General features: G+C 42.8%; 16 protein-coding genes. 4 read left to right on the top strand and 12 right to left on the bottom strand.

What is annotated here, in order from left to right:
* The first annotated feature begins 28 nt into the window (after window positions 1-28).
* The 3 genes from BM008_RS08990 (at window position 29) to BM008_RS08980 (ending at window position 3,624) form a co-directional block, all read left to right on the top strand.
* A complete protein-coding gene (locus tag BM008_RS08990; RefSeq protein ID WP_091936194.1) occupies window positions 29-214 on the top strand; it encodes an MM0924 family protein in 186 nt (61 codons plus the stop codon).
* Between the two features lie 230 nt (window positions 215-444).
* A complete protein-coding gene (mtaA, locus tag BM008_RS08985; RefSeq protein ID WP_091936192.1) occupies window positions 445-1,455 on the top strand; it encodes a methylcobamide:CoM methyltransferase MtaA in 1,011 nt (336 codons plus the stop codon).
* A gap of 237 nt (window positions 1,456-1,692) precedes the next feature.
* The gene (locus BM008_RS08980) at window positions 1,693-3,624 is read left to right on the top strand and encodes a hydantoinase/oxoprolinase N-terminal domain-containing protein (RefSeq protein WP_091936191.1); all 1,932 of its coding nucleotides are present in this window, start codon (window positions 1,693-1,695) and stop codon (window positions 3,622-3,624) included.
* Between the two features lie 144 nt (window positions 3,625-3,768).
* Here BM008_RS08980 and mtaB read toward each other — a convergent pair whose 3' ends face one another.
* From mtaB to BM008_RS08925, 11 genes are all read right to left on the bottom strand, one after another.
* A complete protein-coding gene (gene mtaB / locus BM008_RS08975; protein ID WP_091936189.1) occupies window positions 3,769-5,154 on the bottom strand; it encodes a methanol--corrinoid protein co-methyltransferase MtaB in 1,386 nt (461 codons plus the stop codon).
* A 13-nt stretch (window positions 5,155-5,167) separates the two neighbouring features.
* Entirely contained in the window at window positions 5,168-5,929 is a 762-nt protein-coding gene (mtaC, locus tag BM008_RS08970; protein ID WP_091936187.1) for a methanol--corrinoid protein MtaC, read from the bottom strand.
* Between the two features lie 851 nt (window positions 5,930-6,780).
* Window positions 6,781-7,902: a GTP-binding protein gene (locus BM008_RS08965; RefSeq protein ID WP_091936186.1), complete on the bottom strand. Its 1,122-nt coding sequence runs from the start codon at window positions 7,900-7,902 to the stop codon at window positions 6,781-6,783.
* 33 nt (window positions 7,903-7,935) lie between these two features.
* Window positions 7,936-9,558: a methylamine methyltransferase corrinoid protein reductive activase gene (locus tag BM008_RS08960; protein WP_091936184.1), complete on the bottom strand. Its 1,623-nt coding sequence runs from the start codon at window positions 9,556-9,558 to the stop codon at window positions 7,936-7,938.
* A 269-nt stretch (window positions 9,559-9,827) separates the two neighbouring features.
* Complete coding sequence (locus BM008_RS08955; protein WP_091936182.1) at window positions 9,828-10,085, bottom strand: hypothetical protein; 258 nt, start codon at window positions 10,083-10,085, stop codon at window positions 9,828-9,830.
* Between the two features lie 8 nt (window positions 10,086-10,093).
* Entirely contained in the window at window positions 10,094-10,600 is a 507-nt protein-coding gene (locus BM008_RS08950; protein WP_091936181.1) for a hypothetical protein, read from the bottom strand.
* Window positions 10,590-12,587, bottom strand: a complete 1,998-nt coding sequence (feoB, locus tag BM008_RS08945) for a ferrous iron transport protein B (RefSeq protein ID WP_091936180.1) — start codon at window positions 12,585-12,587, stop codon at window positions 10,590-10,592. Before feoB ends, BM008_RS08950 begins: the two co-directional genes overlap by 11 nt.
* Before the next feature lie 76 nt (window positions 12,588-12,663).
* Window positions 12,664-12,906 (bottom strand): FeoA family protein, encoded by a 243-nt coding sequence (locus tag BM008_RS08940; protein WP_245747984.1) that lies wholly within the window; start codon window positions 12,904-12,906, stop codon window positions 12,664-12,666.
* A 184-nt stretch (window positions 12,907-13,090) separates the two neighbouring features.
* Window positions 13,091-13,582 carry a metal-dependent transcriptional regulator gene (locus BM008_RS08935; protein WP_091936178.1) on the bottom strand — a complete coding sequence of 164 codons (492 nt, stop codon included), beginning with the start codon at window positions 13,580-13,582 and terminating at the stop codon, window positions 13,091-13,093.
* 158 nt (window positions 13,583-13,740) lie between these two features.
* A complete protein-coding gene (locus BM008_RS08930; RefSeq protein ID WP_091936176.1) occupies window positions 13,741-14,892 on the bottom strand; it encodes a pyridoxal phosphate-dependent aminotransferase in 1,152 nt (383 codons plus the stop codon).
* 174 nt (window positions 14,893-15,066) lie between these two features.
* Window positions 15,067-15,987: a mechanosensitive ion channel family protein gene (locus tag BM008_RS08925; RefSeq protein WP_091936174.1), complete on the bottom strand. Its 921-nt coding sequence runs from the start codon at window positions 15,985-15,987 to the stop codon at window positions 15,067-15,069.
* A gap of 701 nt (window positions 15,988-16,688) precedes the next feature.
* Here BM008_RS08925 and BM008_RS08920 point away from each other — a divergent pair.
* Entirely contained in the window at window positions 16,689-17,315 is a 627-nt protein-coding gene (locus tag BM008_RS08920) for a c-type cytochrome (RefSeq protein WP_245747983.1), read from the top strand.
* A 54-nt stretch (window positions 17,316-17,369) separates the two neighbouring features.
* Here the strand turns inward: BM008_RS08920 and BM008_RS15105 are convergent, their stop codons facing one another.
* The gene (locus BM008_RS15105) at window positions 17,370-17,669 is read right to left on the bottom strand and encodes a PLDc N-terminal domain-containing protein (protein WP_245747982.1); all 300 of its coding nucleotides are present in this window, start codon (window positions 17,667-17,669) and stop codon (window positions 17,370-17,372) included.
* Between the last annotated feature and the right edge of the window lie 65 nt (window positions 17,670-17,734).

The following is a 17,734-nucleotide window of genomic DNA, read 5'->3' as shown; positions in this document are numbered from 1 at the left end:
TCTTTGATCTTGAACCGGGAGGCTAAGAATGCAATCTTTTATAGTTGAACACTATCTGCAAAAGAAGATCGATATCTACTGTGGTGGACCTGACAGGTTCTACGGGGTTGTGGAAGCATGTGCTGACGGGGTCCTGACCATTAAGGACAATGATATGTATACACATATCGCAATTGACAAGATAATTGCTATATGGAGTGATGAAAAGAAGTAACTGGCATAAAAATACCAGTTAACTCTATATTTTTGTTCCTGTTCATTTGTACTTTTATTTATATTTATGTTCTATGTGAGATCATTTATAGTGTTTTGCATATTTGTTAATGGTTATTAATTGTGATTTTCTTTCATTTTCTGCATCACTCTGCTTTAATCCAATAGTTTTATATCTGATGTTACGCAAATCAAGGTGACTAAAATCTACTCAACAGAGAAGGATTCATTATGAACATGAAAGAAAGATTACTCAAAGCATTAAAAGGTGAAGAAGTCGACAAAGTACCTGTTTGTACAGTAACACAGTCCGCTATTGTTGAGCTTATGGACCAGACTGGTGCATCATGGCCAGAGGCACACAGCAACCCACAGATGATGGCAGACCTTGCAGTCGCATCATACGAAGTATGTGGTCTTGAGGGTGTAAGAGCTCCATACTGTCTCACAGTACTTGCAGAAGCAATGGGCTGTGAAGTCAACATGGGTACAAAGAACAGACAGCCATCAGTCACCGACCACCCATATCCAAAGGGCGTTGACGACCTTGCTATGCCAGAGGATCTCCTTAGCATCGGCAGGATCCCTGCTGTAATGGAATGCATGAAGATCATCAGAGAGAAAGTAGGAGACGACGTACCTATCATCGCAGGTATGGAAGGTCCTGTAACCCTCGCATCCGACCTTGCAAGTGTAAAGAAGTTCATGAAATGGTCAATCAAGAAGCCAGAAGACTTCAACACAATCCTCGACTTCGCATGTGATGCATGTATCGAGTACGCAAACGCACTCTTCGATGCAGGAGTAGACGTAATCAGTGTACCAGACCCAGTATCATCCCCTGACCTCATGGCTCCTGACACCTTCGACAAGATGCTCAAGCCATGCCTCCAGAAGTTCGCTGATGGTGTAAAGGGCCCAATGATCCTCCACGTTTGTGGTGACGTATCCCCGATCCTTGAAATGATGGCAGACTGCCACTTCGAATCTATCAGTATCGAAGAGAAAGTAAAGGACCTCAAGGGCGCAAAGGCAAAGGTAGCTGGTAAGGTAACCATCTGCGGTAACGTATCCAGTCCTTTCGTACTTCTTGCAGCAGACGAAGCAGCTGTTAAGGAAGCAGCAACAAAGGCTCTCGACGACGGAATCGATGTCCTTGCACCAGGCTGTGGAATTGCACCTGACACCCCAGTTGCAAACCTTAAGGCAATGGTCGAAGCAAGAGACGAGTACTACGCATAAATCTTTCACACAGACATGCCATAGCTAGCTATGGTTATGTCACATTCTTTTTTTGATTCCATCTTAGTTCAAATTAAATTTGTTTTGTTTCTATTCTTTGTCGTCAGTTCTCACTGTTAACATAAATTTTAAATATTGCCAGACTCCATATTTTATTTAGCGAAGCTAATTCGCAGCATTCATTCGTTTTTTCAAATTTACTTTGTTCATTTTGCATTGTAAAATAGGAGGTATATTATGCATTATAGTCTGGGAATTGATGCCGGCGGTACGTATACAGATGCTATTCTTGTGAAAGATTCAGATGGTTCTGTGGTGAGTTCAAGTAAGGCACTCACAACATATCCTGATCTGGTAGGTGGTATAAGGAATGCAATAGAGGGACTCGATACGGATGATCTTGAAAAGATAAATCTTGTATCGGTTTCAACAACACTTGCAACAAATACTGTTCTTGAGGGTACCGGGTGTCCGGTAGCTCTGATCCTTATGGGTGAACATCCTGTTAAGGGCGATTTTCCAGCAAAGCATGTTCTTTCTACATCCGGTGGGCATGATTTCAATGGTGACGAACTTGAAAAACCTGATATGGAACTTGTGAAGAACTTTGTTGAAAAGATAAAGGATGATGTTGCTGCTTTTGCAGTTTCTTCATTTTTCAGTATTCGAAATCCTGAGCATGAACTTGCTATTACTGAACTTATACATGAGATGACAGGAATGCCGGTTGTTTGCGGGCATGAACTTTCCCAGGATCTTGGTGCATATGAAAGAGCTGTTACTGCAGCTTTGAATGCTCAACTGATCCCTATATCCCATAAGTTCATCCGCTCTGTTATGGATGAGATCAAAAGAAAGAATATCGATGCAAGATTATTGATGCTTAAATGTGATGGTACTGTTGTTGGTTTGAAGGATGCGCTGGATAAGCCTGTTGAAACTATATTCTCGGGTCCTGCAGCCAGTCTAGTTGGCGCTTCTTTCCTTTCGGGGATGGATACTTGTGCGGTGGTCGATGTTGGTGGTACAAGTACTGATGTCTCGGTGATCCGTGATGGTATTCCTGAATTATCAGATACAGGTGCAGTGGTAGGTGGCTGGAAGACCAGAGTCCGCGCAACAAGGATGGAAACATCTGCCATGGGTGGCGACAGTCATGTCTGGACACGGTCTTCAAACGTATATGTTGGTCCAAGGAGAGTTGTTCCACTTTGCCTTGCTTCTTCAAAATATCCTTCTTTTCTAAATAAACTAAAGAAAAGCCCTATACCTCTGAGGAGTGTTCTCGACAGGAATGTACAACCAACTAAATTCTTCATGCGTTCCGGTTTTAAACCAGTTGGTCTGGATGATTCAGAAACCGAGGTTCTGAGTGTGATCGGTTATGAGCCGATGAGTCTTGATGAGATCTCTATATTGTCCAAAAGATATCCTTCTACGATAATCATTGATTCGTTAATTCAGAAAAGACTCGTGCAAGCTATTGGTTTTACACCAACTGATGCTCTGCATGTTCTCGGGGAATATGACCAATGGGATTGCGAGGCATCAAAAGTAGGCGCTGAGAAGCTTGGACGGCTTAGTAAGATGACCAGCTATGAACTTTGTCATAAGGTAAAGGATATTGTAGCCAGGAATATGGCCTTTGATCTGATGTCATTTGTGCTGCCAGGAATTGACCGGAAAGGGATCAAAAAAATAGTTGAAGGACAGTTTGATTCCAGATTCAAAGTAGATATTCCTGTTGTTCTTCTTGGAGGGCCTGTTTCTGCATATAAGGATATTATGGGTGCTATTATTGATGCTGATATCATCATTCCTGAACATGCAGAAGTTGGAAATGCTGCAGGTGCTCTTTTTGGTAAGGGCATTAAAAGAGTAGAGATAATTGTAAGGCCGATCACAGTTGCAGATCCCAGCGAGGGATATCTTGTATTTTCTCCAATGGGGAGGAATACTTTTGATGGATATCGTGAAGCAGTTGAATATGCAAGTATGCATGGGAAAGAATTTGTTATAGATTATATGGGTGAATGCGGTGTGAGCAAAGACAACGTTGAGGTCAGGATGACCCAAAAGACCTTTTCACCAGAGGACTGGAAACATGATCCTCTTGAAACAGTGATCCAAATAACTGGAATTGGTTTCCCTAAGAAGTTCATGATGTGATCACGCATCATCTTTTTTTATTCAGCTTAGCTTAATGGATCAAAGCCAGAAAAAATGCATACTCTACAGTATGGTATTTAAAAACAATGTAATTAAAAAAGAGAAAAGGAACAAGTTCTGAAAGAACTTGTTTCGTTTCTAAACTTAGAACTTGTAGTTGTCGTCTGGTCTGAATACAGCGACTTCTGCCTTGTACTTCTCTACGCTTTCGCTCATGAAGGTTTCGGACTCGTCGGTCATTGCGTCGAGTGCTGCCTTTGCATCGTTGAGTGCGTTGATCTCGAACTTGGACATGACAAGCTTCTTGCTGTCTGCGTCGTTCAGGATGTCACAGCATGCAATTGCTGCATTCTTTGCACGGAGGTAAAGGTCGTCTCCGTCCTTTGCGATTGACTCTGCTACCTTGTATGCGTTGTCGTATGCGAGTACATATCCCTGTGGGTCTCTGTACTTGTCAGAGAGTACGAGGATGTCACGAAGCATCTTTGCGTTTCCTGTCTCGGTTGCTACGTTAAGCATTGCTGCATCGTAGTTAAGGGACTCGGACCAGCACTGTACAGAGGTACCACCGAATTCACCGTGGTATTCTACAGACTCGTTTGACCAGAGGTCACAGCACTGCATGACAAGGTTACCCATTACATCAGCGTGTGCACAGGTTGAGGTCTTTCCTTCCTGAGCGATTGGGCATCCGGTGATTGCTTTTACGATTGTGTTCTCGTATCCACAGTCCTTTCCTGGACCCTGAGCACCTGCTTCATATCCAGCGAGTGTTCTTGGTGCGGAAATTGCTCTTGCGATGATTGCGATGGTGTGTGCAAGGTTCTTGTCAAGGAGACCACCTGCTATGAACATAGCGGTGTTTGCCTGTGAACAGTCAGTGTCACCAGCTGCAATTCTGCCCTTCTTGTCTGCGATCTTCCTGATGTCTTCCCAGATCATGGTCATGTCAATTGAACCGAGGCAGCCAATTGAGTAAACGAGACCAGGAATGTCGTTCCTGAGGATTGCGTAGTCAAGTACTTCCTTACCGCCCATTGTTTCGATGGACAGGAAGTCTGCTCCTGCGTCTGCTACAGCTTCGAATGACTCCATAAGGACGTCATACTTGTCACCGATAAGTGCAAGGAGGTCACGGTTCTCACGGATGTCACCAGGTGTGTGTCTGAGACCACATTTGATGCCGTATTCTTCGTGGTATTCTTCAAGGATTGTCTTCTGTACGTGAGCGATCTCTCCTCCCCAGTCTGGGTTGTTGGTCATCTGCTCTACGTGTTCTGTCTCGAGTGATACTGCTGGGAAACCGATCTGGACTGCTCTTGCCATGATATCGGTTGTGAGTCTGCGGTATTCTGAAACGAGCTTCTCCTTGGAGACACCTGCTTCTGGCCTTGGTGCGTAGTTAACTTCTGCTGTTACGTATCCTGCACCGACCTCTAATCCGAGTTCTGCCTTTACTGGGTATACTGACTTACCGAAGATCATGTCGTCAGCAGCTTTGTATGCCAATGATGTGTATCTTTTTACCATTTCTGTCACCTCTTTAGTGTTTGTGGAACTGTTCCTTAAGCTGTGCAAGACCCTTTCCTGCTACAATTGAGTCTGCCATCTTTGGTGCGTCTGCTGCTTCTTCACCATATACACCGAGTTCGTACTGTGTAACGAAGTCCTGGTTTACTGCTCCGCCACCACACTGGAATGGTATTTTGATTCCAGACTCGAGGAGTCTGTCATTGACTTCCTTGAATGCATACATTGTTGTTGTCATCAGTGCTGTTCCGGTAAGCATCATTGGGCTTTCCTTCTTTACAGCTGCGATAACTTCATCTACTGGTACATCACGGCCAAGGTCAACTACTTCGTAACCAGCTGCTCTGAGGAGTGCTGCTACAATTGACTTACCGATGTCGTGTACGTCACCTTCTGCTACGTGGCAGACAACCTTGCCTTTTGGCTTTGGTGCTGCTCCGCCCTGTTCCTTACAGTACTCGATACCCTCGAGCATTGCATCTGCTGACATCATAACGTTTGGCAGGAAGATTACGCCCTGGTCATATAAGTCAGTGGTGATCTTCATTCCGACCATAAGCACATCATCAATGAGTGCTACTGGATCTGCTCCGCCCTCGATTGCCTTCTCGAGACCTTCGATTACGTCGTCTTCTTCTCCATCAAAGATTGCAGCGCAAATTGTTCTTGCTGGCTCTGCGGTTGGGTACAGCTCAGCTGCCATCTCTTCAGGTGTCTGTGCTTTTTCTTTAGCAACATTATACCTAACTAATATTTTACTTGGGTCTATATCCATCTAATTCTACCTCCTTAGATCTAGATTGACTTCCTGCGACTTTACATGACTTCGAACGAAGCACGTTAAGCAGCAGATGGACATCAGTTGGCTTATGACAATTATCGATATAGCAAAAGTCTCCACAACCATTTGCTAATGATCTTTAGTCAAGTGCTAACTTCATCTTTTCCACATAAACACCTATTCTAAGCAGATATATAAACCTAGCGGTTTCGGTATTTTATAATTAAATTCTGATACAAAAAAGTCGGATATTTTTATACAGTTCCGGCTGGTTTCTTTTTTACTGGGGTATATGGGGGCCATACTCTGATTATATTTACAAAGTATGTCCTTAACTGTTTATTGTTCTTTATGTATTCATGTATATTACTTTTGACTGTATCAGTTAACTTTAAATATGACCGGTGATTTTTCCGATTTTTCTCTCATTAACTAAAGTTTGCTTGTTGTCTCTGTTTTAATATATGGATTTATATTTTATTTTCTACATGTGGTTAATTTTGAAAGCCTGTTAAAAAAATAAATATGTTCCAGTATCTTCTTTGGATCTACCATTCTATTTGGCTAAAAAATCATCTTCTTGTGTAATTGTTAACCGTTCGGTTTAAGTAACGGTTTATTTCGAAGTCTACATTTGGATCTCGTCCAAATATCTTAAAATTAGTGTATACAAGTGTTTATACGTTATACTTATATATCAGAAAATTTGCCAATGAAAAGACTACTATTTTCTAACCGGCAATGATCGCTAGTTTATATAGCTACAAAAAGTCATTCTCGATAAAGTTGTAAAATATCCAAAAAAAAGAATCTACAGGCATTGTAGCTAAATGCCTGCATTCTAATCAATTGTTATTGATTAGGTCTATAGGTTTAGGGTGAGCATGGGCATGTGGCTCACTGTGCTTGAAACTGATGTTCCGCCCTGTCAGGGTCCCTGAAATGGTCTCATTTACTATATTCACAAGCTTATCATGGTCAATGCTTGAAACTGCGGAGAGTACTTTGAGTCGGGGCGTATCTCCAGTCACAGTATCGATGACTTCCATTGTGATATCCTGGTCGAATGCAGTAAGGTTCGTCTTCACAGTGTTCGAGTCAGACTCAATGAACAACTTGATGTGGCCCACGAACTCCGGGCTTAGCTCCATGACCTTTGCCTTTATATCTTTCATGATATCCTCTGCAACTGTCTGGGCGCTATCGGCAGCTATCCTGCCATCCAGCAGATATTCAGTAGCATAACTGGCTATACCTGAAGCTTCTATTGAATCAAGGGTTGCTTCCACAGGTTTGCCTGTTGCCTCATCGATCACTTGTGTCTCAGGGCTTGTGGTCCTTAATTCATGTCTTCCATGCTGACTGGGGACATCACCCATTGCAAGATTCACAAATTCGTACCAGTGTTCATCTTCCTTGGCCGTAGTAAGCAACAGTACCTTTGCCTTAGGGTTCAATTGCTGTACAGAGGTCTCAAGGATAGGTATGCGGATCTCATCTATCAGATCTATCTTATTGATACATAATATCTCAGCATCGATGATCTGACGCATTGCGAAATTCTTTGCTTCCTTCATCAGCTGCTTGAATCTGCTACCATCTATTAATGTAACAAGAGGCTGGACCGTGGTGTCCTTGAGGTCCATCAGGTCAACTTCATTCTTGATTATTTGCGGGAAGGCTATTCCGGTTGGTTCTATTAATATGATATCCGGGTTGTAGTCTTTGTTGAGGAGTGTCAGGGTCGTCTTCATATTGACCTTAAGAGAACAGCAAATACATCCGCTTGTAAGTTCGGTCATGTCAAGTCCATACTTTGAAATGACATCGCCATCAAGACCTACCTCTCCTATCTCATTGACAATAACAGCAACTTTCTGCCCCGCTTCGCTGAATTCCTTGCCCAATCTTATAATGGTGGACGTTTTTCCACTACCTAAAAATCCACCAACTACAAGTATTTTCATTTTTAATTCCTTCTAAAAAAGCTGAAAAGAGGCTTATGCTGCCTCTTCCATGACTACAAGGTTTTCCCACTTGAATGTGTCTTTTGGACATGCATTAATGCATCTCTTACAGTTTGCACCATCACAAAGATCGGAACTGATCATAACAACACCTTCTTCATCGATGGTAATTGCATCATTTGGACAGACCTTGATACATTTTGGACACTCGGGGCAGGTAACCTTCATTGTAAGGTATGTACCCACCTGCTCAATTACCTGAAGTCCTTCAGGACCAAGTACAGGGATATCTTTCTCAACTACCTTATTTACTTTGACCTCGCCCTCAGGAAGGTCTATCTGTGGCAGTCCCTTCTTCTTAAGGAACTTCTTCAGCATCTTGAAAGGCATTCCTTCTCCCCAGTATGATATCTCCTGGATATATGCTTCCTTGAATGCAGGGTCAGTTGCAAACATTACATGGTTGCTGACGATCTTTCCGGCAATTTCCTGGAGTTCCCAGAGCCTGTCCTCTGAAAGAAGGATCTCCCTTGCTACAATAAGTGATGTGTTACCTATCTGTATGACCTCTTCAACATTGTATGGGACCATACCGACCTGGTGTGCCTTGACAGCATCCATATAGGTACCTGCGGCACCGGACATGTATGCCTTCTTTACATCAGCGACCTCTATGCCTGCTGCATTACAGAGCGCAAGGTGACCTGCACGTATAGCACCGATCGCAAGACCTGCTGCATCAACATCACTCTCAAAGAACTTGATCTTGTCCTGCAGATAGAGTATGTGGTCAGGGGTATTGATCTTAGGGAGCTGAATGACACCTGTCTTCATACCAGCCTCGATAATAGCGATAACTCCGGTACCGGTAATTCCCTTTGCCTTAATTGAATCTTCTTCAATTACATCTCCGTTGTCCGGGTTGACCAACTGTGCCTTGACAGTGTTCATATCTGCGTCAAGTACGTAGTTGCGTATGTTCTTGCCCTCGAACTCGACATCGGATATTACAAATGGTGATGCAAGGTTACCGTATTTGATCTGCTGACCTTCAAGTGCAGGACCTGCTGCAGCGGAACCTGTATAGATAGTTCCCTTGTGGATGAGCGCCATTTCTGCGTTTGTTCCATAGTCGGTTGCTATGGCTGTTTCTTCTGTGTCCAGGAAACCTGACTTAATGATAAGTGCAAGTGCATCAGCACCAACCTCGTGTCTGATGGCTGGAGGAACTACAAGTTTTGCGTTTGGATATACTTCCAGTCCTTTGATCTCAGAACATTCAATGATCCTGGCACTTCTGTCAGATTCCTTGATATTCAGTTTTTCTTTCTTCCTCTCACCTGCATATGCCAGATCATCTATTGGTATTCCCTGGAAGATCGAGAGCTGGATGGGGTTTCCACAAATTGACATCCTTTCCAGTTCCTCAGGTTTTACACCCAATGTCTCAATGACGTGCTTTACCGCATTGACATGCAGACCCTGTGCAAGATTAAGACCGTATGTGATCGCGAAATCCAGGTGGTCCATAACATTTGCTCCCGGAAGAGGGTTACGGAGAGTGATCACCGTCTTCTGGATATCTCCGGTATCAAGGTCTATCTTCTGTGCTCTGATACCACTGGTACCTATGTCTATTGCAACTCCAAGTTTCATGTGAATCCCTTAATCCTTTTAAATTTTAATAACGTAGTATCTGTGTCCGAACTTCAAAATATATGTTGCGGTATTTTGTTCTCTCTTATTGTCATTATTTAAACTGATTGAAGTACATCCCGAAACCTCTGTAATATCACAGTACCGCTGGCTATTCCCTTTTATTGATGAGCTGCCGTGAAAGTATCTTAAAAAAAGTATATTATATGGTCCTCATGGAGGATCTATGTCTATTTTTTAAAGGAATGTGTCTTTTGATAGCAAAAAATTCAACTGCGGCATATTTTCTCACCTTTTTCTGTAAGTTGGTATGCCTTTCCCTTTGTATCCCCGCCTTCAGATGAACAGGAAGATGCCGCACTACATGAACAACATGCAGATGACTTTGGTTTGGAGTTGTTGCAGACCTCTTTTATGTATCCCATATGTTCCAGCATCAGCAACCTGTCCCTGATACTTCTCTGGTCCACTCCAAGTTTATCTCCAGCTTCCTGGATCGTGCAGTTCTCTATGAAAAGCAGGTTCAATGTTTCCTTTATAATTTTAACACCCCTGTTTCCGGTGTAGGGTCGAACATATCCTTCCATTTAATGAATGCAATTAATGGAAGTGCAGCAAGGTATATCCCGGGCCTCATATCACTAAGGAGTGTCCAGTCTACGAAGTCCTCGTTCTTGAGGAGATATGCCTCAAGCATGTTCCCGGTACTCACCAGTATGTATATGGATGCAAAGATGAGTGCTATCAGGATGCCTACATACGCATAGGAAACACCTTCGTATATCCCGTTACGCATTTCCATGACACCATAGATGAACACCGTTCCTATAAGTAACAGGACAAATGCTCCTATAATATCTGCAGGTATGAACAATATATTTGTCAGTGGTATCTGTACATCAGGTCCAAGTAATATCCTGCCTATGCCGGATGATAGCTGAAGCAGTCCCAAAAAGATGTAAAGTGTTCCTGTGATGATGGAGAATATCATCGGTATGCGCGTATCTGGCATCTCATTGACCGAATCGCCTTTAATAACCAAGTAACCGACCTCCCTGATAGATGATGAATGCTGTTATCCATGCAACAAGAACTCCGTATATGATAGCGAACATGGTCCATTTCCATGAACCTGTCTCTTTTTTGATGACTCCGACAGTTGCCACACAGGGCATGTATAGTAAACTAAATGCCATGAGACTAAGTGAACTAAGTGCAGTGATGCCCGGGTCTGCAAGCAACCTCTCGCTGAGTGCCTCGGAATTGTCGCCCGCTCCATAAAGTACTCCCATTGATGCCACAACGATCTCTTTGGCTACCAGTCCGAATATGAGGGCGACTGATATCTTCCAGTCAAAACCGAGTGGTTTGAGCAGTGGCTCTACCGCATGACCAAGGCTTCCTACATAGCTGGCCTCGCTTCCGTATTCAACTCCCCATGGGAATGATGCCATTATCCAGATAACGACAACACCTACAAGGATGATGGAGCCTGCTTTCTTTATGTACATGAACCCATTGTCCCACATGTGGATGACACTCGTCTTGAATGTCGGAACACGGTATGGCGGCAGTTCCATAATGAATGGTGCCGGCTTTCCTTTGACCACAGTTCCCCTGAGCAGCTTTGCAGATATTATTGCGATAAGTATGCCCAGTATATACATTGCAAATATGACCGTTCCGGCCTGTCTTCCAAAGAAAGTACCTGCGAACAGTACATATATTGGTAGTCTGGCTCCACAGGATACGAAGGGTACTATAAGTATAGTAATAAGTCTGTCCTTATCATCCTCTATACTCCTGGCTGCCATGATAGCAGGAACGTTACATCCGAACCCCATCAACATGGGGATGAATGACTTGCCGTGCATTCCTATCTTATACATGAGCTTGTCCATGATGAACGCAGCTCTGGCAAGATATCCACTGCCTTCCAGTAGTGATAACAGAAAGAACAGGATGAATATGTTGGGTACGAATACAAGTACAGCTCCGACGCCACCTATTATTCCATCACCTACAAGGGATGCCAGCCAGTCAGGATGAAGGCTGGAGGATACGTAATCTGCAAACCATGTGGCTGCAATGTCTATCATATCCATGAAAGGTGTTGCAAAAGCGAATGTAAGCTCGAATGCACCCCACATGAGTGCAAGGAATATCGGGATCCCAAGATATTTGTTAGTTAATACCCTGTCGATCATGTCTGACTTTGTCAGTGTGTCATTGGCCCGGGTACACATCTGCGGGAATACTGTATTGATGGCAAGATATCGCTTATCAGCGATCTCAGCTTCATACTCTTCCTGGTCAATAGAATCAATGATGGCCATTGCTCTTTCATACACAGGGCTGTCCGAGATCTTTTGCCTGACATTGCTGTCACCTTCGAGAAGGCGTATACTGACCCACCTTAGTGGATATCTCTTATCGCGTGTCTCATCTTCGCTGAGTACCTTCTCGATCTCAAGGATCTTTTCCTCTATCTCATTACCATAACCGATCTCATGTCCATGGTGCTGCTCGATCTGTTTTTGTTCGATAACCTTGTCCAGAAGATCGCAGATACCTTTTTTCTGTGTTGCAACAGTGGTTATCACCGGGGTTGCAAGAAGCTCCTGCATCTTGTCGATGTATATGCGGTCCCCTCTCTCTTCTGCGATGTCACACATATTGAGCACAATGAGCATTTGTGATCCAAGCTCCATGAGCTGTGTGGTAAGGTAGAGGTTCCTTTCAAGATTGGATGCATCTACTACCTGAATAACAAGATCCGGCTTTTCCTCAATAATAAAATCCCTGGCAACTATCTCATCCATTGAGTATGCAGTGAGACTGTATGTTCCAGGCAGGTCTATTACCTCGATATCATACTCTTTATATGATATCCTGCCGCTCTTTTTCTCAACGGTGACACCTGGCCAGTTCCCAACATGTTGCCTTGAACCGGTAAGTGCATTGAAAAGTGTGGTCTTACCTACGTTGGGATTTCCTGTAAGTGCTATCTTTATCTCCCTTTTTTCCATGGGGTGATCCTCAGAGAATAGTTATAGTAATATAATATGTGCCGTCGTATCTAAAAGATTCGGAAGAGATACCGGCTTAAAGTTTGTTAATGAATATCTGACTTGCTTCTTCTTTTCGGATAGAGAGGTGGTAACCTTTTATCCTGTAATCCATCGGGTCGCCAAGTGGTGCATTCCTTACAAGTTCTATGTCTGCTCCTGCCACCATTCCCATGTCAAAGAGCTTCCTTCTTGCAGCACCTTTTACTCTTACCTTTGTGATCCTGGCCTTCTCGCCAGGTTCAAGCGTATCAAGTGTGGTTTCCTGAATATCGACCAAGTCATTCCCTGTCCTTTTTAATGATAGCACTACTCTGTTTTTTGTATTTAGTAATTTCGCATACCCTAATTTGTTTCAGTATGCAAAGATAAAAGTTCTATATACTTCCAGTTATACATGTGTATTAACTGGTAGATATCTTCTATTACAGAGATATGCTCTATCCTGTTTCTGGATATTATATCTAAGCCTGAGCTTTCTTTTTCCCATGCACAGGACAGTTCTCCTTTGCATTAGGTATACAGTTGATGTATTCTCCGGTCTCACAGTAGTGGTTGAAGTGGTCAAGCCAGTATGGCCATTCTTCCTTCATGTTCATGAATTCCACGAACTTTGTGAGCACCTCAAAGGTCTCAGGTGCAAGTACATGCTCTATCTTGCATGCATCATGATCTGCGATCTCATCCTCAAGACCAAGAATAAGTAAGAAATCCCTGATAACGCCGTGTTTCTCCATTGTACACTTAGCGATCTTCTCGCCTTCAGGGGTGAGGGTCACACCACCATATTTCTCATAGTTGATGAATCCCATCTTGGTGAGCTTCTTGAACATGCCTGTTACACTGGGTGAACTGAGCTCAAGCTCTCTTGATACGTCTTTAACCTGTGCATAGCCCTTTCTTTCGATTATCTTTTCGATGACCTTCAGATAATCTTCAGTTCTCTCAGTTGTCATAGTAAGAAACTACCTTTTTTTGGATATGATCAATTCATTTATATATCCTGAACCAACCATAATTTTGTATACTACAGGTACTATTTTAAGTTTACCTATTTTGACTACAAAATGTAGGTTCTATAAAAAAAAGTAGATTTTTGGCGCCAGGTGTGTTCTCATATCTGCCTGTCACTCAGGTACTTTTCCAGTCTGTCCATTCCTTCCATTATATTCTCAAGGCTGTTGGCATATGAAAATCTGAGATGTCCTTCTGCTCCCTGTCCAAAATCAATGCCCGGTGTAATAGCAACGCCTATATCTTCCAGGATATCTCTGCTCATCTTCAGTGAATCGTCACCAAATTTGCGGGCATCTGCGAGCACGTAATATGCACCCTTTGGTTCGACCTTTATATCAAAGCCGATATCTCTTAGTCTCTTTATCAGGTAAAGACGTCTTTTATTATATGTATCGACCATTTCTTCTGTTTGTTCCTGCGGACCTTCAAGGGCAGCGATACCTGCATACTGCACAAAGGTATTGGTCGAGATGAACAGGTTCTGCTGTATCTTCTGGAGTGTCCTGATATGCTCTTTTGGTGCAATAAGATAGCCGAGCCTCCATCCTGTCATGGCGTAAAGCTTCGAGAATCCGTTGAGTACGAATGCATTATCAGTGTATTCTAATATAGTGTGGTCCTCACCTTCATAGACAAGTCCCTGGTAGATCTCATCGGATATTATGGGAATATCTCCGGCAACTTTCGCAAGCATTCTCAATGTTGCGTCAGGTAATACCTGGCCTGTTGGGTTTGATGGGGAGTTGATCAGTATGGCCTTTGTCTTTGGGTTGATATGCGCGGCAACCTCTTCAGGTTGTAACATGAACCCGTTTTCCTCGTTGGTATATATAAAATCAGGAACTCCTCCAACAGTGGTCACAAAATTAGGGTAACATGCATAGTGAGGGTTTGACATGATTATCTCATCTTCCGGGTCGATGAGTGCAAGGAAAAGCAAGAGCATTGCAGGACTTGTGCCTGATGTGACTATTATCTGCTCTGGACTGATATCCACATCGAACCTGTCCTTGTAATTTTTTGCAATGGCCTGCCTGAGTTCGATAAGTCCCTGGCTGTGTGTGTATTTGGTGTTGCCTGTACACATAGCATCTTTTGCGGCATTACAGATGTGTTCTGCAGTGGGAAAATCAGGTTCACCGATCTCCAGATGGATGATACTCTTTCCCTGCTCTTCAAGCTGTTGTGCTCTCTCAAGTACTTCCATTACGTAAAAAGGTGGTATGTTTGCAACTTTTTCTGATAACATGTTACTCATCGTCGGTAAAAATGATAGTTCTGGATTGAGCCAGGACAATAAAAGATCTTTGTTCAGAATGGATGAATTAAAAGAGATGCTGGCCGGAAAGAGCCAGCATTTTATATGTTCTTTTCTCAGGACAGTAGTGCAGTTTGGATCTGCAATACCTGTGATATTTGTGTTCTATTTCTTAGCCTTTGCATATTCTACAAGTGCGTCCTTAATACCCCACTTGAATGCAACAACAACTGCAACACCCCATGCAAGCGGTCCTACAAAAATGTAGAATATGCTTGTATTGATGAGCATTGCATCCAGTGCCAGAAGGATGACAACAAATGCCAGGAATCCTCTGAGTGCCGGGATCCAGATGTTCGTTCCTTCAACGTTCATGTTCTGGAGCAAACTGCCAATGTAATCTGCGAAGACATCGATGGATAACAGTCCTATCAACAGTATGAGTATTCCTGCGAACAGGTTGGGAAGATAACCCAGGATGGATTCTATGACCCCGGCTATCATGTCCAGATTGAGTATGTTCAATGCTGCCATGATGAAAAGCAGATATCCAAAGACCTGTACAATAAGAGAGACTAGTCCGGAACCTGTCATTCCTGTTTCGCTCATTGCACTACCAAGACTTGTCTTTGCTATGCTGTCATCAACTCCTGATGCGACCAGCACGTTCTTTACAAGGTTTGCAAGGAAATCAACTACAAGAAGTCCTATAATAAGCACTACTATGGCGGAGAGAATTAGTGGTATGTAAAGTATTATCTGGGTGATGAAGTCCGCGACTATCTGCACATTGAGAAGATCTATGATTATAACTGCAAAGACAAAGTAGACGAACCATCTGATCGTGGCATCAAAGAATTCCACAGTCGTTATGTTCGTTCTTTCTATCATCTTCCCGATGGTGGTCCTGTCTATAAGGTCATCGAGCCCTATCTTATCGAGGATCTTCGATCCTATCTTTCCTAAAGCTTTACCAGCTATCTTTCCGACTATTAACAGTAATACAACAGCTACCAGTGTCGGAAGAAAAGCTATAATGTCATCTATCATAGTGTATACACTACCCATTATTGGCGATGTGGCCATTATCTTTTCCCCTTTATTTTTATAATGAGTACTTAATGATTGGTACTCCCCCGTTTTCCATAAAAACATCTATCACTAAATCTATATAAAGATACCTGAACAGGACTTTATTATTAAGTAACTGGCAAAAAGACAAAGCTAAAGCTATTAGAAAATTTAGGGGGTCGACGGCTAAAGAAATGACATTTGATATGTCGGTGACTTATCATAAACTGACAAGACCGGCAATAGCTACAACTGCAACGACCATTAAAATGTAGAGGAATATCATGAGCCCTACTTTTTTGGTGCTGATTATGGCTTTGTTATTCATTTTTCCTACTCCACTTGTATATATGTATCGGATGCATATAAAATCTATTTATATATTAAATATGTATGATCGATGATATGTTTCTAAAATTGTATTCATAGTGCCATTTGATATCATTTCTAAAAATTAATGACAAGGAATTAATCAAAGATCTTATATTTTAGTATCTCTTTAGATAAGAGCATCAGACGTGGGGGTGGTCTCACCGAGGCAGGTCGGTCTTTCAAGGCAACCGCTTCGAATGCCGACCTGCCCATCCTGCTTGAACACATAGGATGTGAGAAACTTGGGCTTAGCAACAATACGCCCCCACAAATGACCTTTTCTATTGTTTCCTTTACCAAAGGATCATATACTTCTTCCACCCAATTTCATATGGGGTCTGTAAATGGAGAAAGGTGAACGTTATTTCTTTGCATTGGTCGGATCAGTGATAATAATCCTTCTCATTGTGGTCATTAGCATGATGAATGCGCAGCGAGCAGATTATACATATATGCCAGGCTATGAGGCTGGAGGTATGATGGGCCAGGGGTATTATGGTCAGGGTGGCATGATGGGTTCAGGCTACTATACTGATGATGGTATGATGGGAGGGGACTATGTCTATCCTTATGGAGTTGACCTGAAAACAGAGTTTGATTCCAACGGTGAGACCATCTATTATACCGGTTACAATGAAAGCGGAGAGAGGATCGGCTTTACTTATGGACCGAACTGGCTCTATGTTCATGGTGGAAGTTGTGTCAACTGCCATGGTGTGGACGGAAAGGGTGGTGTACCGATCATGATGTCCTATGTAGTACCGCCTGACATCACTTATGATTCTTTGACATCTGAAGAACATGAGATGGAAGATGGCGAAGAACATGAGGTGTTCACAGATGAGAGCATCAAGGTCGCAATAAGCGAGGGAGTTGAACCTTCTGGTGAAGAACTTGATCTTGCAATGCCAAGGTGGCAGATGTCAGATGGGGATCTTGATGATATTGTGGAATATCTGAAAGAACTGTAAGGGTCAAAAGACCCGCATGATCTTATTTTTAGGATGGGTATGGACCTTACTGTCTCATACCTGATCCTTGTGTGGTGTATTCAGGAATACAAGGCTAAAATACAACAATGCACCTATGATATTCAGGAAGATCAGGACCATCGACCATATCAGTTTTTCATATTGTCCTTCAAGAGGAAATCCCTCATCTGGTCTTTGCAGACAATCTATAATCATCGCTATCCAGAAAATGAATGCGATTGCCATTATGCCCAGATAGCCCAGAGCTATATGGAGTGTCAATGGGATCAAAATGAGGACAATTGCTGCAAGTAGTATCCATCCTGTTATCCATCTTAATGCTTTTTGGTTCAATTTAATGCCCTCTTGTATTTGATATGGTTATTTGTTCTTAGTACAAGTTGTTGTAGGTCTATTTC

This window comes from Methanolobus profundi, from assembly GCF_900114835.1.
GTDB lineage: Archaea > Halobacteriota > Methanosarcinia > Methanosarcinales > Methanosarcinaceae > Methanolobus > Methanolobus profundi.
The sequence above is the reverse complement of the archived record's forward strand: the minus strand, read 5'-3'. Positions and strand labels throughout refer to the sequence as shown.